The sequence below is a fragment of the Brevibacillus sp. FW301-21C12A genome (assembly GCF_058788915.1).
In genome coordinates this window covers 85036-109460 of record NZ_JBYTBG010000009.1, presented here as the reverse complement: position 1 = coordinate 109460, position 24425 = coordinate 85036, and the positions used below count along the sequence as shown (strand labels likewise).

21 protein-coding genes and 1 other annotated feature are annotated in these 24425 nt (G+C 55.1%); of the genes, 20 read left to right on the top strand and 1 reads right to left on the bottom strand.

The window, feature by feature from the left end; all coding sequences use genetic code 11:
• Positions 1-52: 52 nt before the first annotated feature.
• From AC3WQH_RS08570 to AC3WQH_RS08560, 3 genes are read left to right on the top strand one after another with little or no spacing between them, the layout of a single operon-like run.
• On the top strand, positions 53-1519 hold the full coding sequence (locus tag AC3WQH_RS08570) for a LysM peptidoglycan-binding domain-containing protein (RefSeq protein WP_025847016.1): 1467 nt from the start codon (positions 53-55) through the stop codon (positions 1517-1519).
• 14 nt (positions 1520-1533) lie between these two features.
• Positions 1534-2532 carry a hypothetical protein gene (locus AC3WQH_RS08565; RefSeq protein WP_005826512.1) on the top strand — a complete coding sequence of 333 codons (999 nt, stop codon included), beginning with the start codon at positions 1534-1536 and terminating at the stop codon, positions 2530-2532.
• Complete coding sequence (locus AC3WQH_RS08560; RefSeq protein WP_007782449.1) at positions 2519-3514, top strand: protein kinase family protein; 996 nt, start codon at positions 2519-2521, stop codon at positions 3512-3514. Before AC3WQH_RS08565 ends, AC3WQH_RS08560 begins: the two co-directional genes overlap by 14 nt.
• Positions 3515-3553: 39 nt before the next feature.
• Here the strand turns inward: AC3WQH_RS08560 and AC3WQH_RS08555 are convergent, their stop codons facing one another.
• Complete coding sequence (locus tag AC3WQH_RS08555) at positions 3554-3739, bottom strand: YszA family small membrane protein (RefSeq protein ID WP_290426192.1); 186 nt, start codon at positions 3737-3739, stop codon at positions 3554-3556.
• A 184-nt stretch (positions 3740-3923) separates the two neighbouring features.
• On the opposite strand from AC3WQH_RS08555, the gene AC3WQH_RS08550 reads away from it, so the two are divergent.
• The 17 genes from AC3WQH_RS08550 (at position 3924) to minD (ending at position 24398) form a co-directional block, all read left to right on the top strand.
• Positions 3924-5732, top strand: coding sequence for a PP2C family protein-serine/threonine phosphatase (locus AC3WQH_RS08550; protein ID WP_290426193.1), 1809 nt, complete (start codon positions 3924-3926; stop codon positions 5730-5732).
• Between the two features lie 26 nt (positions 5733-5758).
• A complete protein-coding gene (locus tag AC3WQH_RS08545; protein ID WP_005826500.1) occupies positions 5759-6997 on the top strand; it encodes an ATP-binding protein in 1239 nt (412 codons plus the stop codon).
• Between the two features lie 107 nt (positions 6998-7104).
• Positions 7105-7455, top strand: a complete 351-nt coding sequence (locus AC3WQH_RS08540) for an STAS domain-containing protein (RefSeq protein ID WP_005826498.1) — start codon at positions 7105-7107, stop codon at positions 7453-7455.
• A 33-nt stretch (positions 7456-7488) separates the two neighbouring features.
• Positions 7489-7728, top strand: a binding site (T-box leader).
• 42 nt (positions 7729-7770) lie between these two features.
• Positions 7771-10443 carry a valine--tRNA ligase gene (locus AC3WQH_RS08535; protein WP_290426194.1) on the top strand — a complete coding sequence of 891 codons (2673 nt, stop codon included), beginning with the start codon at positions 7771-7773 and terminating at the stop codon, positions 10441-10443.
• Between the two features lie 43 nt (positions 10444-10486).
• Positions 10487-11860, top strand: coding sequence for a bifunctional folylpolyglutamate synthase/dihydrofolate synthase (locus AC3WQH_RS08530; RefSeq protein WP_005826495.1), 1374 nt, complete (start codon positions 10487-10489; stop codon positions 11858-11860).
• Position 11861: 1 nt separating this feature from the next.
• Positions 11862-13244 carry a UDP-N-acetylmuramate--L-alanine ligase gene (gene murC, locus AC3WQH_RS08525; protein ID WP_005826492.1) on the top strand — a complete coding sequence of 461 codons (1383 nt, stop codon included), beginning with the start codon at positions 11862-11864 and terminating at the stop codon, positions 13242-13244.
• Positions 13245-13474: 230 nt separating this feature from the next.
• Positions 13475-14467, top strand: a complete 993-nt coding sequence (locus tag AC3WQH_RS08520; RefSeq protein ID WP_492331983.1) for a ketoacyl-ACP synthase III — start codon at positions 13475-13477, stop codon at positions 14465-14467.
• A 118-nt stretch (positions 14468-14585) separates the two neighbouring features.
• Positions 14586-15878, top strand: coding sequence for a hypothetical protein (locus AC3WQH_RS08515; RefSeq protein ID WP_448791806.1), 1293 nt, complete (start codon positions 14586-14588; stop codon positions 15876-15878).
• Positions 15879-16049: 171 nt separating this feature from the next.
• On the top strand, positions 16050-16289 hold the full coding sequence (locus tag AC3WQH_RS08510) for a DUF4321 domain-containing protein (RefSeq protein WP_005832348.1): 240 nt from the start codon (positions 16050-16052) through the stop codon (positions 16287-16289).
• Positions 16290-16297: 8 nt separating this feature from the next.
• Positions 16298-16888, top strand: a complete 591-nt coding sequence (locus tag AC3WQH_RS08505; protein WP_007782425.1) for a Maf family protein — start codon at positions 16298-16300, stop codon at positions 16886-16888.
• A gap of 99 nt (positions 16889-16987) precedes the next feature.
• Positions 16988-17686: a RadC family protein gene (gene radC / locus AC3WQH_RS08500; RefSeq protein WP_005832352.1), complete on the top strand. Its 699-nt coding sequence runs from the start codon at positions 16988-16990 to the stop codon at positions 17684-17686.
• Positions 17687-17733: 47 nt separating this feature from the next.
• On the top strand, positions 17734-18777 hold the full coding sequence (locus tag AC3WQH_RS08495) for a rod shape-determining protein (RefSeq protein WP_005832354.1): 1044 nt from the start codon (positions 17734-17736) through the stop codon (positions 18775-18777).
• Between the two features lie 14 nt (positions 18778-18791).
• Entirely contained in the window at positions 18792-19784 is a 993-nt protein-coding gene (gene mreC, locus AC3WQH_RS08490) for a rod shape-determining protein MreC (protein WP_005832356.1), read from the top strand.
• Positions 19785-20309 carry a rod shape-determining protein MreD gene (gene mreD, locus AC3WQH_RS08485; RefSeq protein ID WP_283859009.1) on the top strand — a complete coding sequence of 175 codons (525 nt, stop codon included), beginning with the start codon at positions 19785-19787 and terminating at the stop codon, positions 20307-20309.
• A gap of 42 nt (positions 20310-20351) precedes the next feature.
• On the top strand, positions 20352-22796 hold the full coding sequence (locus AC3WQH_RS08480) for a peptidoglycan D,D-transpeptidase FtsI family protein (RefSeq protein WP_005832360.1): 2445 nt from the start codon (positions 20352-20354) through the stop codon (positions 22794-22796).
• Between the two features lie 109 nt (positions 22797-22905).
• Entirely contained in the window at positions 22906-23583 is a 678-nt protein-coding gene (gene minC, locus AC3WQH_RS08475; RefSeq protein ID WP_005832362.1) for a septum site-determining protein MinC, read from the top strand.
• Between the two features lie 20 nt (positions 23584-23603).
• Positions 23604-24398, top strand: a complete 795-nt coding sequence (minD, locus tag AC3WQH_RS08470) for a septum site-determining protein MinD (RefSeq protein WP_007782416.1) — start codon at positions 23604-23606, stop codon at positions 24396-24398.
• Positions 24399-24425: the final 27 nt, after the last annotated feature.

Genomic DNA, 24425 nt, shown 5'->3' with positions numbered 1-24425 from the left:
TCGCCCAAAAAAAGCTTGGCGAAGCCAAGTTTTCGAAAAAGGAGGAGCACGAATGGCGTTACAGGATGGGCTGCTTTCGTTTGCCATCAAGGAGACCATTTTCCTCTCATCCGATAGAGCCGGAATCGGCGAATTGCAAGAGCTGGAATTGGTACCCGATGTAGAGGTTCTGGAAAACGACTCCTACGTCTCCATCACGGGCTGCTTGCAATTGGTAGGAAAATACGAGCCGATCAGGGAAGCCGCAGAAGCGAACAGCGGCGGGACGGAAACGCTGGTTGAGGCCTTCACTTTTCCGCCATTTCGCCAGGAAGTGTCGGAGGAGGCGCAATACGGCTGGGAGGAACAGATCGGCCATCGCATACCGTTGAACATCACCATTCCGTTGGACCGGATCGCGGAAATCGGCGACATTTATGCCATCGTGGACAGCTTTGACTACAAGCTGGAATCCCCGCATCAAATGTTGATTGACGCCGACCTGAAGATCATGGGGATACTGCTCGGCGACAGTCAGACACAGCCGGCTTCCGCCAACCAGGAGTCAGCGGAGGGGGCACAGGCCTGGGAGTATGCCCGTGTAGCGGACGAGACGCTGCAAGCGCACGCTGCGCCTTCTTCCCTGGACGAAATCGAGGAAAAGCTGAGCGCTTTGGAGGAGGAGCTGGAGCGGGAAGCATTGCCGGCGTCCTATGATTCGGCTGAATCGCCTTCCGTGTTCGACGCCCCTGCGATCGCCTACAACCAGCAGGAGGAGTACCAGCAGCAATACGGGGAAGTGCAGGAGCAGTACGGCGAGGTGCAGGAGGTGTCCAGGAGCGAATCGCAGCAGCCTTGGATCGCAAATCCGGCCGCCTACGGCTCAGATGCGCAGGCAGAGGCCCAGTATGATTCCCCGGCGTACGATGCGCTTGCCTATCGCGATATTCAGACGACAGAGCCTGTCAAAAGGCAGCCGGAAAAAGAAGAGCCGATTTTGGCGATTCACGAGCAGGACGATGTGGATTACGCTCAGGTCGCTACCGATCCAGCCGAGTCCGAGTCTCTCTACGAAGCGGAGCAGGTGCAGGAAGTGCATGCGGACGGCGAGGAAGAAGCGGCAGAGCCGGTAGTCGCGCAGCCGGAAGCGGTGGAGGAGACAGAGCTCAAGGTAGCCATCTCGGGCAAGGCATCCCGCGAAGAGCAGAGCAACGTCAACATTACGTCGATTTTCTCGCAGGCTACGCGCGCCAAGCAGGAAGCGCAGGCGATCGAGGCGGAATCCTCGTCCAGTTCCTCCCGGCAAAGCGCGTCCGTCAGCACCAGCCCGGCGACCGTGGAGGCGATGCAAAATCTCACTTCCTTTGTGCGGCGCAAGGAGGAGAGCACGAGCCAGTTGAAAATGTGCATCATCCAGCGCGACGAAACGCTGGAGCATATTTCCCAGAGATACCAACTGCCCGTTTCCAAAATCGTCGAAGTGAACAGGCTGGCTTCCGAGCAGGTTGTCGCGGGACAAATTTTGTACATCCCACAATAAAGGAGTGGGGGACCGTGGATAAGATCGATCTCTCCGAAGTGTGCCAGCATTATCGAGCGCGCGTGATCCGCATCACGCCGCTCGATGACTGCTATTTACTGGAGACTAACCGGGGCCCCAAGGAACTCCACGTCTGGCCGCGTGTGGATGTGATGCGCTGGTCGTTTGCCTGGCGCGAGCGATTGGCTCGTCAGGGGTTTCGCGCAGTGGAAAGGTTTATACGGACGCGAGACACCAAGCCGTTTCTGGTTGTGGGCAAGCGCGGTGTAACGATGACCGATCACGTCAGGCACATCGAAGCCTGCGAGCCTCGCGCCGAACTTGCCCGAAGCTGCGGCAGAGTCATCGGGATGATGCATCTGTCCCAGCAGGAGAGTCCGCTTCTCTCCGGCGCGGATTACTTGAAGCAGGAGCAGATCGCCGCCGACGCAAAGTGGACGCGGACCAAGGCTTTCGCCGAAGCGTTCCGCAGCAAGCACGGACGCGAGCCGGGAGAAAAAAGGTGGGTAGCCGAGCTGATGCAGCCGATGCTGCAGCGCATGGAGCGTTCCTCGGCCATGCTTTCGCATGAAAGCGTAGCGCCGGATACGGTCAGCGTGTCGCACCGGGAGTTGCAGCGGGACAATTGGGGCATGGTGAAGGGCGAGCTGTACTTGCGGGGCTTTTTTCGGCCAGCTTTGTCCGTGCAGCAGCGCGATGTGGCAAGCTTTTTGCGGGATCATTACTTGACGCACAAAGACATCGGCCAGATTGACGCCTTTTTGGACGGATACGAGGAGGTCAAGCCGCTCAGTTACGGAGACTATATTTTGCTGCTCGCCTTCATGGCTCGTCCGCGCGAGGTGTACAGAAGCATCGAAGCTTATACGAAGCGGGTTGCAGGCAAGGAAGAGGCTTCTGTCAAAGCGATTGAACAGGCTCTGCGCATCCAGGAGTCCGTCGACCAACTGCTGCAGCACATTGCCTACCGGGCAGAGCAATCGAGGAGGGAGGGAGTACATGAGCCGCTATGACGAGATCTACCCGTTGTTCCAGGAGTACGACATGTACGCGCAGAGCATCGAGCCGCTGAAGGAACCGAACGTGTACAAGGCGGCGACTCCCTATGGCTCCTACGTCTGCAAACGGTCCAATATGCCTGCCAAGCGGCTGGTTTTCGTAAGCGACATGCTGCGCCAGTTGCAGCAGCGCGGCTGGGACGGGGCGGTTCCGTTCACGTACACGAAGTTCGACGATCCGTTTGTTGCGCTCGGGGACTCGCTGTACTACGTGACGCCCTTTCAGCCGGGGAACGAGGAGTGGACCGAACAGCCGCTGGCCTGGGCTACCCCGGCGATCGAGCGGCTCGCGGAGTTGCACCATCTGACGCAAAATTACCGCTTTGACGACCCGCGGCAGGTGGAGCCGCTGATCGACTCGCTATTAAACCGTTGGCAGTATTGGCAAAACCAGATGGAAAAAGCGGCGGAGGTAGCGGGAGGGCGGAAGTACCAGTCGCCGTTTGACCTGGTGTTTTTGGCCAACAAAGGGTTTATTACGGAGATGAGCCAGACGGCGACCGAGCTGTTGACGGACTGGAAGGAGCGGCACGAGACGCATGCGCATTTTCGCTTGTCGCTCATTCACGGCTATCCGCATCCGGCGCATATCGTGCCGGATCGCTTTGGCAAAGGAAAGCTGCTCAATTTTGACCGGGCCAGCTTCGATACGCCTGTGCGCGACCTCACACTGTTTTACCGGACGTATTTTCAACTGGCGGGAGATGAAGCAGGCGCCTCCCAGCTTTATCATCGCTACGCTGCCATCTTCCCGTTGCGGCCGGAAGAAATCGAGCTGTTGGCATCGTTTCTCTCGTACCCGGAACGGATCATGAGAGACATCGACATCTACTACCACAACCGCAGGGAGTGGAGCGAGCTGTACGCGGTGAAGCGCCTGGAAAAAGATATGGACCGCCTGATGCGTCTGCATCGCTGGGTCCAGCAAGCCTTTTAACGAGCAACGTCTCACAAGGTGGGGCGTTGCTTTTTGCATTTACAGCCACTCCAGGACGATGGCGACGTACAGCACGGCAAGCAGACCGAGCAGAATCACGTCAAACGAGGTGGGAAACAGGACGGTGCGGATGAACTGAAAAATCATCAAAGGGCTCAGCACTTGTTTGCACCCGTATTTGATTCGCAGGTAGGTAGGGTTATACTTCCAGCGAAAATTCATCATCGGCATATCACCTCATTTCAGCATATGCGAGGCTTCCTGGGACAGTGTCTATATTTCCTCGGACAAAGGCCGGTTTCGCCCGAGGCGTATTTTCTCTACGCCAGTTGTGACACAGGTTTGAGAATGGGAGGAAACGGGAACGTATAGGGCAGGAAGGCCAGGACGAACTTGTAAAGGTGAGCAGATGATCTGGAAAATAGCACTCTACTTGTCAGGAATAGGTGCAGGTGTGTACTTGATTCGCTTATCCTACGGCTTGCAACGGCAAGCGCAGAGAGGGTTTGACCTGTCTTTGCTGCACGGCATCGGGCTGGTGGCCTGGGGGATCGGCAGCTTGCTCGTGCTGTCTTTTGCCTGGTGGGGCAACGGGCTGGGGGTGCCGGTCTGTACAGGGACGTATCTCGCAGGGATCATCTCGCTTGTCTTTTTGCTGCAGACGCACAGACGCTTGCGCCAAAAGACGGAGAGCGAAGGCGCACACGTGGAGTCGCAGCTTTTGCTGGACTGGCAGAGGATCACGCGGCAGCATACGGGGATGGTGCAGGTCATTCTGCTGGTCATAGCCGCGTCTTTGCTCGCGCTGCCCGAGATGCCGCTTTATGTTAAAGGGGGACTGGCGGTCGCCATAGCTTACATGAGTGTTCTTGCATACTTAAACAATCGGGACCATCACTATTTGATGACGGAGACATTGTCATCGGTGAGCACGCTCGAATCGAGGCTGACCCAGCAGCTCGCGCATTCCGAATGGATGAACCAGCAATTGTCGCTCGTCGGGGAACTGAAGCAAAGCTATGAGGGACTGTTGATTGCCAGCAACAAAATCAGCGTGAGCGACGTCCATTACGATAGCATTCACCAGTTGACCAGCGAGCTTGTCGACGCCTGGTTTGGCCAGATTCATACGCTCGTCTATTTGGGCATAAGCTGGGAGTCCGAGCAGGGGGATGTCTATTTTCACACCGAGCGCGGCAAAAGAGCCGATCGAGGTGCGGTCCAGTTTATCGAGGAGCGCATCGTCGTCTCGGAGCAATGGGACACGGCCAAAACGCCGCGGTACGTCAGGCTGGTGGCGCAAACCGCTATCGGCGAGCACGATATGGAGACAAAAGAGCTGGAGCAGTCCTTTTTTCAACTGCTGCTTGTGAACGTGAGAGGACTGATCTTGCGGTGTCTGCACGAACATCAGTCGACAGAGCTGAAGGAGCTGGAGCTGGGAATGGGCCTGGCCCGCCGAATCCAGTCGATGCTGATTCCAAAAGAGGAATGGCAAGTGAACGGCCTGCGCGCCAGGACGGTCTACGTGCCCGTCACCTACGTCGGGGGAGACTACATTGATTTTGTGCGCATCAATGAGCGCTACACCTGTTTTATCGTGGCAGACGTATCGGGACACGGCTTGCCCGCGAGCATCTGGGCGACGGGGATTCGGATTGCGGTTCGCGCCGTTTTGCAGACGAGCTGGTCACCCGATGAAATTTTGCAGCGGCTAAACCAGCTACTGTATGCCGATCTGGCGAAAACCCGCTCGTACATTACGATGCTTGTCGCGGTCTACGATGCGACCCGCCACGAGTTGCTGCTTGCCAGAGCGGGCCATCCGCAGCCGATCTATTTGTCCAGCACGCAAAAAAACGTCTTGCGCTGCCGGGGCGGGGTAGGACTAGGGCTTTTGTCCGATAGCACCTATCAACTGGAAGAAGTACCCTTATTAGAAGAAGGTATATTGCTACTATACACAGATGGATTGTTGGATACGGGAAGAAAAGACGTGCTTCGCAGCTCTCACGGCCTGCTCGAAGATCTTGCCGCCCTGCTGGACGAGCCAGGCAAAGAAGAGACGATGGAACGCGTCGAATCGTACCTGTGGGCGATGACGGGCCAAGGCCAGCAAACAGACGACATCTCCGTTTTGATTTTGCAGTTTCAATCCGGCTCTCATGCCGGACAACGAAGAAGTGAAACTCCTGCACTGATGGAGTACCCGAGCTGAAGCGCCCGTGAATAGGAGGATGAACGGTGATTCTGTGTGAACAGTGTCCGGACAATCCCGCTTGTCGCAACTGTCTTCTTGAGCTCCGTTCCGGCGGGTCTGCCCAAAAAGTGCTGCCGCCGCGCAAGGTGAAGGTGACGGAGCTTGCGACAATGGAAACAAGTCAAGCCCAATTGATAGCAGTCAGCCGGACAGCTATCGGCCTGCTTAGTCCGACCAAAAAGTTGCATGGACGCATGGAGGTCGAGCTCGCTTTCGATTTTCGCATTATCGGCAGCGGGCTGCAGGGAATCAACGGTGTTCCTTACTATGTCGTTGATATCGAGAAGGTTTTGCGCAAGGAAGAAGTGCTGGAACGGTTGCTTCTGGAAGAATTTCATACGTGGCATATGTGCAACGAGCTGAATCCTACAGACGTATTGCATAGTTATAAAGATCGGGATGACGAGCGAGGCCGTCTCATCAAGCAGGAGCTTCAGAAGCTGTCCATCCTGCGCCAGATCGAGACGATTTTCCTCTATCTGCTTGACGATGGCAAAGTGCGTCCGCTCGGCTCGAACCGTGCGGCCCCCGATGTCGAGGGGGAAATGCAGCGCCTGATTGGTGAGGCGACCGTCCACGGCAACTCGTTGCGGGAACAGATTGTCAGTCACGACGGGAAAAAAGTGTTTGAAATGTACGCGTCGATTTTGCCGGATCGCACCTGTGGGATCGCCCTGATTGACGTGACGGCTGCCATCGCGGAAGAACGCAGAAGAAAACGGCGCGAGTGGGAAATATACAGAGACATTCTCGGCGTGGTCACGGCAGGCAAGCTGCTGTTGCTAAGCGACGAGGAGCTGTTTTTTCTGCTGCGCGAGGGGCACAAATCGCTCGCGATGGACATTCAGGCGCCGGAGGATTTGGCTCTGCTCAGAAGGTCGTTCAAGCGCACGCTGGAGCCGCTGGGGTTTGTCGCCAAACGTTTTTTGCACTTTCTCGTCGCCGTCAACGAGGCGGCTTCGAACACGCTCAAGCACGGCAGCGGAGGAACGATCACGCTCTATATCGCCCACGATCAAGATTTGTGCCGGGTGGTCATCCACGACCAGGGCCAGGGCATTTTGCTCGAAGATTTGCCGCGGGCGACGTTGCAGCAAGGATTCTCGACGCGCAATTCGCTGGGAGCGGGCTTTCACGTCATGTTGCAATACTGTGACCGGATTTATTTGAGCAGCACGGCGGCTGGAACGAAGCTGATTTTGGAGTGTGCGCTGACAAGCTGATGAACATTGGAGAAAATACCAAATGTTTGCAAGTCGGGTGAAGCGGGTAACATGAGTGAGAGAGAACAAAATCAGCTACACCGATACCTATTGAGAGGAGTTTGAGCATGGACTACCGAGCAACAGAGACGAACGGACAGGCTACGCTGTTTTTCGCCGGAGAGCTGGACATGGCTGTGGGAGATCGAGTGGGTGAATTGCTCCAGCAGTACGGAGGGCGCAATCATTCCGTTACCGTCGATTTTCAAGGTGTATCCTTTGTAGATTCTTCCGGTATTGGAAGTCTGTATTTTACGACGAAAGAACTGCTTGCTTCTGGCAAACAGGTAGAGATTGTCAATGTCCGCGAAGAAATTTTGGATATTTTAAGCGTACTGGGCTTTACCGAGGCGCTGGGCATTACGGTGGGAAAAGTGGGCGAAACCGGGTTTGACGCGAAACAGCGTGATTGTATATAATAAGCAAAGGCAACGATACCACAATTACATATCGAATCAACGATGATCGGGAAGAGTAGGTCAGGACCCCTTTGCAGAGAGGAGAATCAGTTGCTGGAAGATTCTCTAAGGAGAGATGGACTGAAGGTCGCCCGGGAGTTGTTTTTGGTGAACACGATGTGTCTAGCCAAAAGCGGTTCGCAGCCGTTATCTTGTTTGAGGGAACATACGCTGGACTCTTCTTGCCGTATGTTAACAAAGGTGGTACCGCGAAATAATCCTTTCGTCCTTTGGATGAAGGGTTTTTTTATTTTTCCTAGAGGAGGAAGCCTACCCATGTCAACTCAGCCAACAACCGACATCGACCAATTGCTGCCGAAGAACTACGACCCGAAGGCAGCCGAAAGCAAATGGTATCCGTACTGGATCGAAAAGCAGTTTTTCAAGGCGGAACGCGACCCGGAGAAGCGTCCGTTCACGATCGTGATCCCGCCTCCGAACGTGACGGGCAAGCTGCACTTGGGCCATGCGCTCGATACGACGCTGCAAGACATCATCACCCGCGCAAAGCGGATGCAAGGCTACAGTACGCTGTTTTTGCCCGGGATGGACCACGCCGGGATCGCTACGCAAGCCCGCGTAGAAGCGACGCTGCGCGAAGAGGGCATCTCGCGTCACGACCTCGGCCGCGACAAGTTCATCGAAAAAGTATGGGAATGGAAGCACATTTACGCTTCGCACATCCGCGAGCAGTGGGAAAAGCTGGGTCTTGCGCTGGACTACTCCCGCGAGCGTTTTACGATGGATGAAGGCTTGTCCAAAGCTGTGCGCGAAGTATTCGTCCGCCTGTACGAAAAAGGGCTGATTTACCGCGGCAACCGCATCATCAACTGGGACCCGGCTGCCCGTACCGCCCTGTCTGATATCGAGGTCATTTACAAGGAAGTAAAAGGCGCCCTGCACCATATGCGCTATCCGCTCGCTGACGGCACAGGCTACATCGAAGTGGCGACGACCCGTCCGGAAACGATGCTGGGCGATACGGCTGTCGCTGTCCATCCGGAAGACGAGCGCTACAAGCACCTGATCGGAAAAACCGTCATTTTGCCGATTGTCGGTCGCGAAATCCCGATTGTCGCGGATACGTACGTCGATCCAGAGTTCGGCTCCGGCGCGGTAAAAATCACGCCTGCGCACGATCCGAACGACTTCGAGCTGGGACTGCGCCACCAACTGCCGCAAATCGTCGTCATGGACGAGACTGGCACGATGAACGAGCAGGCAGGCATCTACAAAGGGCTGGACCGTTTTGCCTGCCGCAAGCAAATCATCAAAGACCTGACAGAGCAAGGCGTCATGTTCAAAATCGAGGAGCACATCCACCAGGTAGGCCACAGCGAGCGCAGCGACGCCGTTGTAGAGCCGTATTTGTCCACCCAGTGGTTCGTGAAAATGCAGCCATTGGCTGACCTCGCGCTTGCCAACGCCAACAGCGAAGACAGCGTCAAATTCGTTCCGGAGCGCTTCAAGACCAACTACCTGCGCTGGATCGAGAACATTCGCGACTGGTGCATTTCCCGCCAGCTCTGGTGGGGCCACCGCATTCCCGCCTGGTACTGCCAAGAGTGCGGCGAGACCGTCGTCTCCCGCGAAGATGTCACCGAATGTCCGAGCTGCCACAGCCACAAGCTGGAGCAGGACAACGACGTGCTCGATACCTGGTTCTCCTCTGGTCTGTGGCCGTTCTCCACGCTCGGCTGGCCGGAAGAGTCCGAGGACATGAAGTATTTCTATCCGACAAACGTCCTCGTAACCGGCTACGACATCATTTTCTTCTGGGTAGCGCGCATGATGTTCTCCGGTCTTGAGTTCACCGGAAGAAGCCCGTTTGAATCCGTGCTGATTCACGGCATTATCCGCGACTCCGAAGGCCGCAAAATGTCCAAGTCGCTCGGAAACGGCGTCGATCCGATGGAAGTGATCGAAAAATACGGCGCGGATGCCCTGCGCTTCACGCTGGCGACAGGCAACTCGCCAGGGAACGACCAGCGCTTTTACTGGGAAAAAGTCGAGGCGAACCGCAACTTCGCCAACAAGATTTGGAACGCCTCCCGCTTTGCCCTGATGAACCTGAGCGGATTTACGTACGACGACATTGATCTTAGCGGCGAGCTGTCGACGCCAGACAAGTGGATTCTCTCCCGTCTGCAAGCGACCATCGCTGACGTGACGCGCCTGTCCGACGCATTTGAGTTTGGCGAAGCGGGCCGCGTGCTGTACAACTTCATTTGGGATGACCTGTGCGACTGGTACATCGAGATGGCGAAGCTGCCGCTGTACGGCAGTGACGAAGCAGCGAAAAAGACGACGCAATCCGTGCTCGTGACGGTGCTCGACCAAACGCTCAAGCTGCTCCATCCGTTTATGCCGTTCATCACCGAGGAAATTTGGCAGGCGCTGCCGCACCAAGGCGAGAGCATTACCGTAGCACCTTGGCCGACGGTGAACGAACAATGGATTTTCACCGAGGCGGAGAGCGAGATGACCATGCTGATGGAAATTATCCGCAGCGTGCGCAACATCCGTGCTGAAGTAAACGTGCCGATGTCCAAAAAAATCGAGCTGTTGATTAAGCCAAGCGATGCGACCTCTGCGGCTCGTCTGGCGCGCGGCGAAGAGTACATCGCCCGTTTCTGCAATCCGGAGACGCTCACGATCAGCGCGGAGCTGGCGATCCCGGAAAAGGCGATGTCTGCGGTTGTGACAGGAGCGGAGCTGTTCTTGCCGCTGGCTGGCCTGATCGACATCGAGCAAGAGCTGAAGCGACTGGAAAAAGAACTGGCTACTTTGCACGGCGAAGTGGAGCGGATCGAGAAAAAGCTGAACAACGCCGGCTTTATGGCCAAGGCACCGGAAAAAGTCGTGGAAGAAGAAAAAGCGAAAATGGCTGACTACATGGAAAAACGGGATAAGGTCATCGCTCGCCTTGCCGAACTGAAGGGCGAATGATCCGCCGTACCAACGCATATTTTTGAGAATGGAGCATTTTGGTATGCATGCTGAAGCACAATTTGTTGAATACAAAGAAGCGCTCGACTGGCTGCATGGACTGCTTCGCTTCGGTCAGCGGCCGGGGCTTGAGAGAATGCAGTGGGTACTTGAGCAACTGGACCATCCGGAACGGAGAATCCCGTTCATCCATGTGGCAGGCACCAATGGAAAAGGCTCGACGTGCGCGTTCCTGACGCAAATGCTGATGGAGGCCGGCTACAGTGTCGGCACGTTCACCTCGCCTTATCTGGTAGATTTTCGCGAGCGCATTCGCTACAACGGGAGCATGATCGAGGAAGCCGATCTGCTCCGGCTGGTGAATGAAGTCAAGGTCTTGATCGAGCGCTGCGAGCGCGAGACGGAATTTGGCTCGCCTACAGAGTTTGAAGTCATCACGCTGATCGCCATTCTTTATTTTTCGAGAGTGGCGAGACCGGCTGTCGTCGTCTGGGAGACGGGGCTGGGAGGACGGCTGGACTCGACGAATGTCGTGCTGCCGCTTGTCTCCGTTATCACAAATATTGGCATGGACCATACACAGGTGTTGGGCGATACCTTGGAGGAGATTGCCCGCGAAAAAGCTGGCATCATCAAGCCGGGCGTACCTGTCGTCACGGGCGAGACCCGACCGGAAATACTCGCCGTGCTCAAGGAGCGGGCTGCTGAGACGAAAAGCACCGTGTACAGCTTGCAGGAGCATTTCTTTGCCGAACAGGTAGAAGAAGAGCTGGGGCAGCAGCGGATTCGCTACAGCAGCATCCATCGGCGCCATGAAGCTACCTATCGCTTGACCATGAACGGCATTCATCAAACGGCAAATGCAGCGGTCGCGTTGATGACCATTGATGTCTTGCGCAACTATTTCTCTTTCCTGCTGGAGGAAGAAGAAATATCCCGTGGTTTGCAACAAACACGCTGGCCTGGTCGTCTAGAAGTCGTCTCGCCAAGACCGCTTGTGATCTTGGACGGGGCACACAACCAGGAGGGAATGGAAGCACTCGCCAATAGCCTGGAGCGGCTTTTGCCGAACGATGCAGGGCTGCACCTGCTGTTTTCCGGCTTGGCTGATAAGCCGCTTTCCGAGATGGCAAAAGCGCTGGCGCCCGTAAAGGCGAAAATCAAGTCGCTGAACGTGACGGAATTTGACTTTCCGCGTGCAGCAGCGGCAAGTACGCTGCGCGATGCGTTTTTGCAAGGCGGATGGGCGGAGGAAAACCTCGAAGCCGTCCCGGACTGGCGAGCGTTTCTCCTTTCTTGGATGCGGGAGAAGCAATCGGCGAAAGCGGATGACTGGTTGGTCGTCTGCGGTTCGCTCTACTTCATCGCCCAAGTGCGCGCATTCTTTCCCACTACAGTAGAAGAGGCAGGTGAATAGGGTGGATCAGGCTAGGCACGTCCACTTTGTGGGCATCGGCGGATATGGCATGAGTGCCATTGCCCGCGTCTTGATCGACCTTGGATACAAGGTAACCGGCTCCGACGTCGCCATGAACGAATTGGCGAAGAAGCTGGAAGCGAGAGGGGCGGTCGTTCATATCGGCCATAATGCTGCCCACGTGGAGGGAGCAGACATCATTGTTTACTCTACCAGCATCCCCAAGGACAATCCGGAGGTAGTCGCAGCAGAAGCGAAGGGAATCCCGGTCATGCACCGTTCCCAAATGCTCGCCCGCATCTTGAACGAACGAACAGGTGTAGCCGTTGCCGGAGCACACGGCAAAACGACCACGACCTCCATGATTTCGCACGTACTGGAGGAGTGCGGGGTAGACCCGACCTTCATCATTGGCGGAGAGCTGATGAATGCAGGGACAAACGCCAAGGCAGGGACGAGTGATTTTGTCATTGCCGAAGCGGACGAGAGCGACGGTTCCTTTTTGGAATACAGACCGATGTACGAAATCGTGACCAGCATCGAGCCGGACCATCTGGAGCATTTCGACGGCGATTTCAACAATTTGAAACAGGCGTACGTCCAGTTTTTGAGTCATCTGAAGCCGGGCGGCAAAGCGATTTTGTGCATAGATGACTCGCACGTTCGCGAAGTGATGCCGTCTGTCGCAGGCACGGTAGTAACGTATGCGATCGATCCGGCTTTTGTGTCGCAGGCCGAGTTTCGCGCCGTGTCGATCGAGTGCGGAGATCGGCGCAGCACATGCCAGGTGTATCATGGAGAAAAACTGCTCGGGACGCTCGCGCTGACGGTTCCGGGCAAGCACAATATTGCCAATGCGCTGGCGGCGATCATCGTCTGCCTGGATGCAGGGCTGTCGTTTGAACAGATTGCCGAGGCACTGACTTCGTTTCGGGGAGCGAAGCGCAGATTCCAGATCATCGGAGAGGCGCGCGACATTCTCGTGGTGGACGATTACGCCCACCATCCGACAGAGATCATTGCGACGTTGAACGGAGCCAAGGCGTCCGGCCGACGGGTCATCGCTGTCTTCCAGCCGCAGCGCTACACGCGGACGTATTTCCTGATGGATGAGTTCAGCCGTGCTTTTTCACAGGCTGACGAAGTCATCGTTACGGATATTTACTCCCCGGCTGGCGAAGCCAAAATCGAAGGGGTAAGCTCTGAGGTGCTAGTTCAAAAAATCCGCACCAACAGCCACCCGCGGGCGCAGTACATCCCGACGAAGGAGCAGATGCAGGAGCAGTTGGTCAAGGAATTGCAAGCTGGCGACCTGGTGCTGACCATGGGCGCGGGAGACATTTGGAAGTCCGCCTACTGGCTGGCAGAAAAGCTGGAAAAATAACAGCAGCACGAGTGCTGCAAAGAAGAAAGACTTGGTTCGGAAGCGGAGCCAAGTCTTTTTTCATACAGAAAAGAATTTATAAGATTCTTATCCAGTATAAGTGCAACTAAGGCTGCGCCAAAGGCTTGGCGCAGCCTTAGTTTTCTAATGCGCAAAAGCATAAATTAGTACCAGGTATTAATATCTAGTGTTATAATGTAGTCACAAACAAGCAGAGGTGATGATTCGATATGATGAACGCAAATGCTATTCCTTCCCGAATAACGGCGATCGGCACCTACGTGCCAAGCGGTGTGCTTCGCAATGCCGATCTGGAAAAGATGGTGGAGACGTCCGACGAATGGATTTTGCAGCGAACGGGCATCCACGAACGGCGCATTGCAGCAAAAGATGAGTTTACAAGCGATTTGGCGATTGCGGCCGTAGAGAACATGGCCGCTGCCTATGGCAAAAACCGCACAGACGTCGACTTGATCCTCGTGGCCACGAGCACGCCGGATTTTCCGTTTCCGAGCGTCGCCAGCCAAATCCAGGCTCATTTCGGCATCGCGCAGGCGGGCGCCATGGATCTTTCCGCCACATGTGCCGGGTTTACGTACGCGCTGCACACCGCGAACGCGATGATCGCCTCCGGGCTGCACCGCAAAGTGCTGGTGGTGGCAGCCGAAACGCTTTCCAAGGTGACCGACTACACCGACCGCACGACCTGCATCCTGTTTGGCGATGGAGCGGGTGCAGTGCTGGTGGAAGCCGACCCGGACGCTCCCGGTTTTCATGCTGCCTATTTAGGCTCGAAGGGAGACGGCGGCATTCACGTCTACCGCTCGGGGCTGTCGACGAGCATGGATGGCAGAGAGCTTGCGGGGAATGGCTGCATCGTGCAAAACGGCAGAGAAGTGTACAAGTGGGCGGTTACGACGGTGCCGACAGGCATGCAGGAGGTCGCAAGCCGCGCAGGCATTGCGCTCGATGAGGTGGATTGGTTCATCCCGCACAGCGCCAATTTGCGCATGATCGAGTCGATTTGCGAGCGCAGCGGCTTTCCACTTGAGAAGACGTTGTACAGCTTGGCCTACTACGGCAACACATCGGCCGCTACGATCCCGCTTGCGCTCGGGCTGGGCATCGAGCAAGGCAAGGTAAAGGCGGGGGACAAAATTTTACTCTACGGCTTCGGCGGGGGACTCGTTCACGCCGGGCTGCTTTTGACCTGGCAGCCGTAAGCTTTGGCGAAAAAGCTTCGCCGCTGTGCTAGAGAATTTGCTAGATTTGCTAGATCGCAGTCATAACCCGTCCCGCCCAGACGTAAGCTAGTACAAAGAGCCTGCAAGCTGGGAGGGCATGAGCGTGAACGGAGAAAAGAAAAATCATGTAACAGTCAAGATGAACGGCAGATTTTGGGACGAAAAGCGCGAGACCATCAAGCAAGAAGCGAGTGTGAAGCGTACCCCCAAAGACGACACGCCACGGGTAAAAATTCAGGGGCCACCTATCCCTTTTCACGGCACGCTTCCACCGAAAAAGGAAAACGACGCCTGGGAACGCATGATGCAACTGAGAGGGGCCGCGCAGCGGGAGACGAGCAGAGAGCCGGGGCCGATCCTCGATGATTCGCCCGAGCTGGAAGAGACGCAAGAGCAGGAGGAACTTCTGGGAGCTTACAGCAGCTCCGGCAAAAATCCTGCAAAGCGCTTCCTCGCTTTTTGGCCGAAAACTCCCATCTGGCGGACCGTGCTGACGACAGGGGGAGCAGTAGCGATCGGGTTGTTGTTCGGCTTTTTGGTGCTGTCGGTTTTCACGCAGGAGGAATTTTCGCAATCGTATGGATCAGTTTTAAGCGAGACCGTGCAGACGTTGACGGCACAAGAGGCAAAAGGCGGGCAGGCAGGAGGCCAGGAGGCGCTGGCTGGCCCCGGTTCGTCCGAGGCAGGAGCAGGAACTGCAGCCGGCAATACCGCTTCTGGCGAGCAGCAAAATGTCTCGCTGCAAGTGCCGCAGATCAGCATGTTCGTCGCCCAGGCAGGCGTGTTTCAGCCGGACGCGTCTCCACAGTCTGCGGTAGAGCCGCTGGCGAAAGCGGGAATCCCGCACCTTTTGTACAAGGATGGCAGCAAGCAGTATATGTTTGCCGCTGCCGCGCCTACGCGAGATGCCGTGCTGGGCTTTGCCGCCAGCTTGAAAAACAAGGGGATGGACGTGTACGTCAAGGAGTTTGCCTTCCCGGCCTTCCAGGGAGCGGTTCCGGTGAGCAAACCGGCTGCCGCCACGGAAGGGCCGAACGTGCAGCAGTTTTTTGACAATGGCGTGAAGCTGGCGCAGGCGCTCTCTGCCCAATCCGGCCTGATTATCACATCGGGACAGCTTTCTGCCTCGGCGCAGGAGACGGCCGACCTGAAGGAATGGCATCGCCAATTTTTGGAGGAAAGCCGCTTGATTCAGGTGCAGGATGCGTGGAAGCCGCTGTTCGAAGGGATGGTCAACGGGATCAATCAGGCGCTGGCCGCCCGCGACAAGATGGAGGAAGCAAGCGCCGGAAAAAAAGGGGAAAGCGCCGAATCGTACGCGTGGCAAGTACAGGCGGGCGTGCTCGGATATTTGGAGAGCTACGCGAGCTGGGTGCAGTTGGCGCGCTAAAGACAAATAAGCGAGCGCTGATAAGGCTTCCGCAAGTTTTCTTGCAGGAGGCCTTTTCTTTTTATACAGTAACTAGCAAGAGCAAACAGGGATTGTTTCACCCCCTTCCATTTGCTAAACTTATGGTTGGCAAAAAGAGAATCCCTTCGTAAAAGGGAGTTGGGAAAAGGAATGGGGAAAGAAACGCTTACACTCGTGTTTCTACTGGTGAGTGGCCTTTTGTGCGGGAGCATCGTCGGGGAAATTCTCGGTCCCTGGGTGCCTTTTCTGACCAAAAGCAAAACGATTACATGGTCACCTGCGGCAGATTTAGAAATTTTGAAGTACGACCTGAACTTTCAGGTAAAACTAAATCTAGCCAGTATCGGGGGGCTTGCCCTCGCGTTTTGGATACATCGACGGATAAAGTAGGTTGAAAAATGACGACAGAAAAACATGATACGCTCATTCTTGCTTCATCATCGCCCCGCCGAAGAGAACTGCTGCAGGCGCTGGGCATTCCGTTTACGGTGATGACCAGCGATGTGGACGAGACGACTGCGCCTGGCTTGTCTCCTGCGCAAGTGGTAGAGGAGCTGTCCTTGCGCAAGGCTAAGGAAGTAGCCGCCCGCCTGACAGAAGGCGTCGTGCTCGGTTCAGACACGATTGTCGTTCTGGATGGACATATTTTGGGCAAGCCGGCAGACGAAGCGGACGCGTTTCGCATGCTGTCCATGCTCCAGGGGCGAGAGCATACCGTCTATAGCGGCGTGGCCCTGATTGATGCAGCGTCTGGGCGCTCAGAAGTGGCGCACAGCCACACCGATGTGAAAATTCGCCCGTTGAGCGAAGCAGAGATCAAGTCGTACATTGCAACGAAAGAGCCGATGGACAAAGCGGGTTCTTATGCGATTCAAGGGATTGGAGCGACGATCGTGGAAGGGATAACCGGAGATTACTTTACGGTTGTCGGGCTTCCGCTTTGCTTGACCTCCAAGCTGCTCGCGCGTTTCGGGATGCCGATTTTGTAGGAAAGCTGTGCTTGTGTGCAAGTGACAACGGCCAACCACCTCACGACCTTCTTCTAGTAAGCCGTTGACGATAATGAGATAGGTGGGAGGCGGCGAAAAATGGCAGTAAATACCTGTAACAAAACAGACGGCAAAAACGTCCCTTACTATGACCGTCCACGTGAACGACTGCTTCGCGAAGGAGCGGTCCATCTGTCTGATACAGAGCTTCTTGCCATTTTACTGAGGACAGGCAGTGAGCAGGAGTCAGTCTATCAGTTGGCTCAGCGCTTGTTAGCCAAATTTGGCGACCTGCGTGGATTGGCGCAAGCCTCTCATGCTGAGCTGAGGGAACTGAAAGGGATCGGCCCGGTAAAAGCAGTGGAACTGCATGCCGCCTTTGAACTCGGGCGCAGAATGGTCGGCGTACCGCGGCAAAGCCGCACCTCCATCCGTCTGCCCCGCGATGTGGCTGACTTGATGTCGCCTGAGCTTGCTCATTTGACACAGGAGCACTTTGTCTGCCTTTTTCTAAATACCAAGAACCACGTGATTGGCAAGCAGACTATTTTTGTAGGCAGTCTGGACGCTTCCATCGTGCACCCTAGAGAAGTCTTTAAAGAAGCGATCCGTCGTAGCAGTGCATCGGTAATTTGCCTACATAACCATCCAAGTGGGGATCCGACACCTAGCAGGGAAGATATCGCGATCACGCATACGCTGCGTGAAGCGGGGGAACTGGTAGGGATTTCATTGTTGGATCATGTGATTATCGGGGATGGCAGGTACGTCAGCTTGAAAGAGCAAGGGTACTTGTAGGATGTAACATTGCTTGTCATTTGTATATTATTGGAAGGAGTTTTTTTATGTTTGGTGGATTTACACGTGACTTGGGGATTGACCTCGGCACTGCCAATACACTTGTTTTCGTTAAGGGAAAAGGAATTGTAGTGCGTGAACCTTCTGTAGTAGCCATTCGTACCAACAACAATTCCATTGAAGCGGTAGGGAATGCGGCAAAGAGTATGATCGGCCGCACGCCTGGCAACATCGTCGCCGTTCGTCCGATGAAGGACGGGGTTATTGCGGATTTTGACACGACTGCAACGATGATGCGCTATTTCATCAATCAGGCCCAGAAAAACCAGGGTCTGTTCAGCCGTCGCCCGAACGTGATGGTCTGTGTGCCATCGGGAATTACCGCTGTCGAAAAGCGTGCTGTTGAAGACGCGACGAAGCAGGCTGGCGCGCGCGAGGCTTACACGATTGAGGAGCCGTTTGCAGCAGCGATCGGAGCCGATCTGCCTGTATGGGAGCCGACCGGAAGCATGGTCGTCGACATCGGCGGCGGTACGACAGAAGTGGCGATCATTTCTTTGGGCGGGATTGTTACCTCCCGTTCCATTCGCGTGGCCGGGGATGAGATGGATGAAGCGATCATCCAGTACATCAAGCGCCGCTACAATCTGATGATCGGGGAACGGACAGCGGAAACGTTGAAGCTGGAGATTGGTTCTGCCATCGCGCCAGAGGAACCGGAAAACGTGGATATTCGCGGCCGCGACCTCGTGACTGGCTTGCCAAAAACACTCTCGGTCAGCAGCACGGAAATCGCAGAAGCATTGGCAGAAACAGTTGCTGCCATTATTGAAGCTGTGAAGGTGACCTTGGAGAAGAGTCCGCCGGAGCTTGCCGCAGACATTATGGATCGCGGGATCGTGTTGACAGGCGGGGGAGCGCTGCTGCGCAATATCGACCGTCTGCTCAGCAAGGAAACAGGTATGCCCGTGCATGTTGCGGAAAATGCGCTGGATTGCGTAGCGATCGGGACAGGCCGGGCTTTGGAGAATATCCACCTGTTCAAATCGAAACAAGGCATCACCTCTTCCCGACAAAAACGGGGTAAATAAACGGAGGGTAGGGCATGTCGTTTTTCGGGAATAAGCGGCTTATTATCGTACTTGTAGGCTTGGTCCTGCTAATCTCCGTCGTGGGCTACACTTCCCGTGAACGGGTTAACCTGACCTGGCCAGAAATGTTTTTCAAAGATACGTTCAGCGTGGTGCAGGGCTTGTTTTATCGCCCTGCCCAAGCTGTTTCTGGCTTTTTTCGGGAAATAGAAGACGCGTACAGCGTCTACGAAGAAAACAAGGCCCTCAAGGCAGGGCTGGACCAGTATGCCCGGCTGACGGCAGAACTCCACGACCTCAAGGCAGAGAATGAGCGGCTGAGAAAAGAGCTGGATGCGAAAAACAGGTTCAAGTCGTCGTACAGTCTTCTCTTTGCGGAAGTCGTGGCGCGCAATCCCGATACGTGGAACAACGTCATTACCATCGATCTGGGGCTGAAGAGCGGCATTAAAAAAGATATGGCGGTCATCACGGAAAAAGGGATGATCGGACGTGTACAGAGTGTTGCCAACTTTTCCGCTACGGTTGAATTGTTGACCAGCTATGAACGGCGCGACCACATCTCCGCCGACATTCAGGCCACGTATATCGTCGACGGCAAGACTGTCCATGAGCCTGTCAGCGGTGTCATCGAGGAATACGATCCGCAGGAGCGATTGCTGGTCATGCGCAAAATTCCTTGGGGCAAAAAAATCGAACCGAAGCAGCAAGTCATTACCTCCGGCCGGGGGGGAGTGGTTCCGCGAAATCTGCCGATCGGCTACATTGTCCGGGTCGTGCCGGACGACTACGGGTTGACGCAAACGGCTTACATACAGCCGAGCGCAGACTTTTCGCAATTGAGCGAAGTGATGGTGGTAGAGCGCGACTTTACCATTTCGCCTAACGGTGAGCTGATACCAAAGCAGGCGGCTGGACAAGTGCAGCCGCCTGCGACGGGAGGCAAAGCGGCAACGCCCAATTCGACGGGGACTTCCTCCGCAACTACTGGCGGAGGTGGTCAATAGATGGCGCGTTTTTTATTGACGCTTGGTGTCGTGGTCTTGTTTGTTCTGGAAGGGACAGTCATGCAGGTCCTCTCACCTGATTTATGGGGACTGTCATGGATGACAGTCCCTCGCTTCGCGCTCGTATGCTGTATCTTCATTTCCATGTATCTCGGGAGGCGGGAAGGGCTGTACTACGGGCTTGCGTTCGGCTTTTTGCAGGATGTCCTGTTCGGGCAGGTGATCGGCATTTACACCATGTCCATGATGGTAGCCAGCTATTTTGCCGGTTTGATCGTGCTGTTGTTCCAGCGCGGGATCGGCATGGTCTTTGTGACGAGCTTCTTGATCCTGTTCGGGCACGAATGGCTCTTGTACTCCTTGTACCGTCTGTTCTCGGTCGCTCCCTATGATGTGCAATGGATTCTCACCCGTCAAATTTTGCCCACAGTATTGCTGAACCTCGTCTTCGGCCTGATTGTGTACATACCGATCAAAAACGGCTGCAACAAGGTGCTCGCCAAAAAGGAAATGCACGTGGAGTAACAAGGAGACAGGGGATGTTACCCGGAAAGGAGAGGATCGCTCATGGAAGAGACCAAAGAACCGAAATCGCACATACCCGTGCGGCTTAACATATTGTTTCTGATCGTCTTTCTGTTCTTTGCCGCCATCATTTTGCGGCTCGCCTTCGTCCAACTGGTGGAAGGGGAGCAGTATCGGCACGAGCTGGAAAAGTTCAGTATCCGCGAGTTGCCGATCCCTGCGCCGCGCGGCCGGATTTTGGACAAAAATGGCGAAGTGCTCGTCTCCAACAAACCTGTTTACACGGTTCAATACGTAGAAGAGCAAGGGCAGGACATCGACGAAGAAAAAGTGGCGGATCGTCTGGCGAAAATTTTGCTGCCTGACGGGGAAAAAATCGGCACAGACAAAGAGCTGCTCAAAAAGACGATCGAGCTGCGCTCCACATTGCCGATCGCTTTCAACAACGAGGAAACGAACGCGCTGAAAAACAGGGTGGCAGCCAAGCTGCAAGCCGTTCCCAAGCAGGAAGCTGTCGACAGCATGTCAGACTTCGAGCTGGTCAAAACGGCATTGTATGTCGGCTTGCGCGTGCGCTCGCCTTTTGATGACAACCAGCGCAAAGACGTTATCAAAAAGCTCAATGCCAACGCAAAAGGAGCAGGGACCGTTCTGACGGAAGACAACACTTCCGACCTGGAACTGCTCAAAATGGCGATCAGCGCAAACATGAAGCTCGTGCTCACGCTGGACAAGGAAGACCGCGACGCCTTGATAAAAGAAGTGAAGGCACAAATTCGCAAGCTTCCGGCTCCGAACGAGTTATCGGACAAATCGGACATGGATTTGTTGCGCTACGCTTCCTTGTTCGAGCTGGATGTCAATCTGCCGCTCACCGCGGAGCAACGGCAATTCCAGTGGCACAAGCTTTCGCTGTTGCAGGAAATGCGCTCTCCGCAGATGCCGAGCTACATTCCGCGCCGGGTGAAGGTGAACATCAGCGACGAAGAAATGTTCCAAATCGAGGAGCGGCGCACGGAGCTTCCCGGGATTAGCGTCGTGCTGGAGCCTGTCCGGCAAATTTTCAAAGACCCTGACGGCTCTGCCTTCGGGACTCATTTTCTCGGCTATATCAACGCCATTCGCCCTGAGAGCCTGAAAGAGTACCAGGCACAAGGCTACAATGCGATTGACCGCGTTGGCGTCACCGGACTGGAAAGCTCCTACGAAAGATACTTGCGCGGCAAAGACGGGATCATGGACGTCTACGTGAACAAAAATTCCGAGACGATCAAAAAAGAAATGCGCCCGGGCAGGGAACCGGAGCCAGGCAACGACCTCGTGCTGGCGATGGACTGGCGCTATCAGAGCAAAGTGGAAGCGATTTTGAAGGAAGAAGTAGAAGCGTTTAAAAAACGGCCTACGACGCCAAAAGAGTTCAAGGATGCGCACGTCTTGGTCATGAATCCGAATACGGGCGAGATTTTGGCGATGGCCAGCTACCCGGATTACGATCTGAACCTGTATTACGATCGCAAGGCGTTCAACCAAAACTACACCTCGCTCATTTTGCCGAACGAGTCCAATCGGTTCATCTATACGCCGTACCCGCCGGCCTCCACCTACAAGCCGTTGTCCGTCATGATTGCCCTGCAAGAAGGGCTGACAACGCCAAACGAACCGATTAACGACCGCGGCGGCTTGAATGTCGGGAACTCCTACAAGCGCAACTGGAAGCCTGGCGGACACGGGATCGTCAACGCGCGCCGTGCGCTGCAAGTTTCGAACAACACGTATATGTACGAAATGGCGATCCGCTTGGCGAGAAAAGGCAAAGAAGGCTGGGAACAACAATTTTCCGTGCTGGATTACTACAATGCCCAGTTCGGGCTTGGCGTCAAAACAGGGGTGGACCTGCCAGGCGAGAAGACCGGATGGGAAAACCCGAACTTGTACTACGGGAACTTGGCTGACGCGATGATCGGCCAGTACGACCTGTTTACCCCGATGCAGATCGGCCAGTACGTCTCTGCGATTGCCAATGGCGGATACCGGATTCGTCCGCATCTTGTCAAGGAAATACGCAAAGGTACAACCGATCCGAAGCAGAAGGGCCAGACGCTTGCGCAAATCGAGCCGCAAGTGTTGAACCGGGTCAACATTGATCCGAAGTACATCCAGGTCGTCAAAGAAGGGATGCGCATGGTTACGCAGCCAGGCGGTACTGTGCAGCGTTTCAACGGCTTGCCGTTTACCGTTGCCGCGAAATCCGGTACCGCGCAGACAGGCAGAAGCGCGGAAAACGCCCTGGTTGTAGGCTTTGCCCCTTACGAAAATCCGCAAGTGGTGTTCGTCGTGATCGCGCCAAACAGCTTGCGGGACGGAACCTCCAGTTCCGATGCGACGGGCCCGATTGCGCGTCGCCTGCTGGAAGCTTACAACGAATTGAATCCGGGAGTTCTCACAAACGGAGTCCCGATTCCCAATCCGCCCTCCTCTCATAAATAAGGGAGCGAGCCCCTCTCGTGGCAGCATCTGACCCGTTTCGGCAATTTTTTCATGCAGAGCAGGAGAAATCTTTCTGTATGGCGAATGGTAACGGTCGAGGTGAAACCGGGTGACGACTGTGAAAAGCAAGGTCACAATAAAAGGGACTAAAGAGGGTCTCGTCTTCTTTATGGATGATGCCTGTTCCTTCGACGAGCTGCTGGAAGATGTGCGTGAAAAAATAGAGCACAGTCACCAACAGATATTGTCAGGGCCACTCATACGGGTATCGATCAAATTAGGAAAACGTTACTGCTCGCCTGAACAACAGGAGCAGTTGACACAAATTATCCGGCAAAAGGGAAACCTCGTGATTCACACGATCGAAGCAGATGTAATCACGCGGGAGGAAGCTTTTGCTGAACGCTTAAAAACCCATTTTTCTATACAGGTAAACACCGTACGCTCCGGTCAAGTGTTGGAGTTTGACGGAGATTTGCTCTTATTGGGTGATGTCAATCCAGGGGGAACTGTTCGCAGTACAGGAAGCATATACGTGATGGGACATCTGCGCGGGTACGCCCATGCAGGTATTTCCGGTGATACGCAAGTCATTATTGCTGCTGCTGTCATGAGCCCGACCCAGCTACGGATTGCCGAGGTAATCAGCAAGCCAGGGGAGGAATGGACGAATAATTCCGGAGGCACAGAATTTGCCTATCTGGAAAATGAGACCATGCTCGTAGCAAAAATGAACTACCTGTCGCGAATACGCCCGGATCTTGGCGCGAAAAAGCGTGAGGGTTGAAGGGAAGAGGAGGAACGGACGTGGGTATTGGAATAGTCGTAACTTCAGGAAAAGGCGGCGTGGGCAAGACGACCACATCCGCCAATTTGGGAACTGCGCTTGCATTGCTGGGCCAAAAGGTGTGCATGGTAGATACTGATATCGGCTTGCGCAATCTCGATGTCGTCATGGGACTTGAGAACCGAATCATTTACGATCTGGTCGACGTGGCCGAGGGTGCTTGCCGCCTGCCGCAAGCGCTGATTAAGGACAAGCGATTCGAAAACTTGTCGCTTTTGCCAGCGGCGCAAACAAAAGACAAATCGGCAGTCTCTCCTGAACAAATGGAGGAAATCGTCACGCAGTTGAAGCGCGAGTTTGATTACGTCATTATCGACTGCCCGGCCGGGATCGAGCAAGGGTTCCGCAATGCCGTAGCAGGAGCGGATCAGGCTATCGTCGTGACGACGCCAGAAAAGGCGGCCGTGCGCGATGCCGATCGCATCATCGGCCTTTTGGAGCGGGAAAAAGTCGGGATGCCCAAGCTCGTCATCAACCGCGTGCGCTCTCATATGGTGAAAAATGGCGACATGCTCGATGTGGAAGATATTTTGGATTTGCTTGCCATTGACTTGATCGGTGTCGTGCCTGATGATGATTACGTTATCAAGTCTGCCAACCAGGGCGAGCCTGCTGTCATGAATCATGAATCGCGGGCAGCGCTCGCCTATCGCAATGTTGCGCGCCGCTTGCTCGGTGAAGCGGTTCCGCTGCAGCCGCTGGAGGAAAAGGCAGGCGTGTTCCATAAAATGCGTAAATTTTTTGGGCTAAAATAGGCTATGCATGGCTCCCCTTCTTTTACA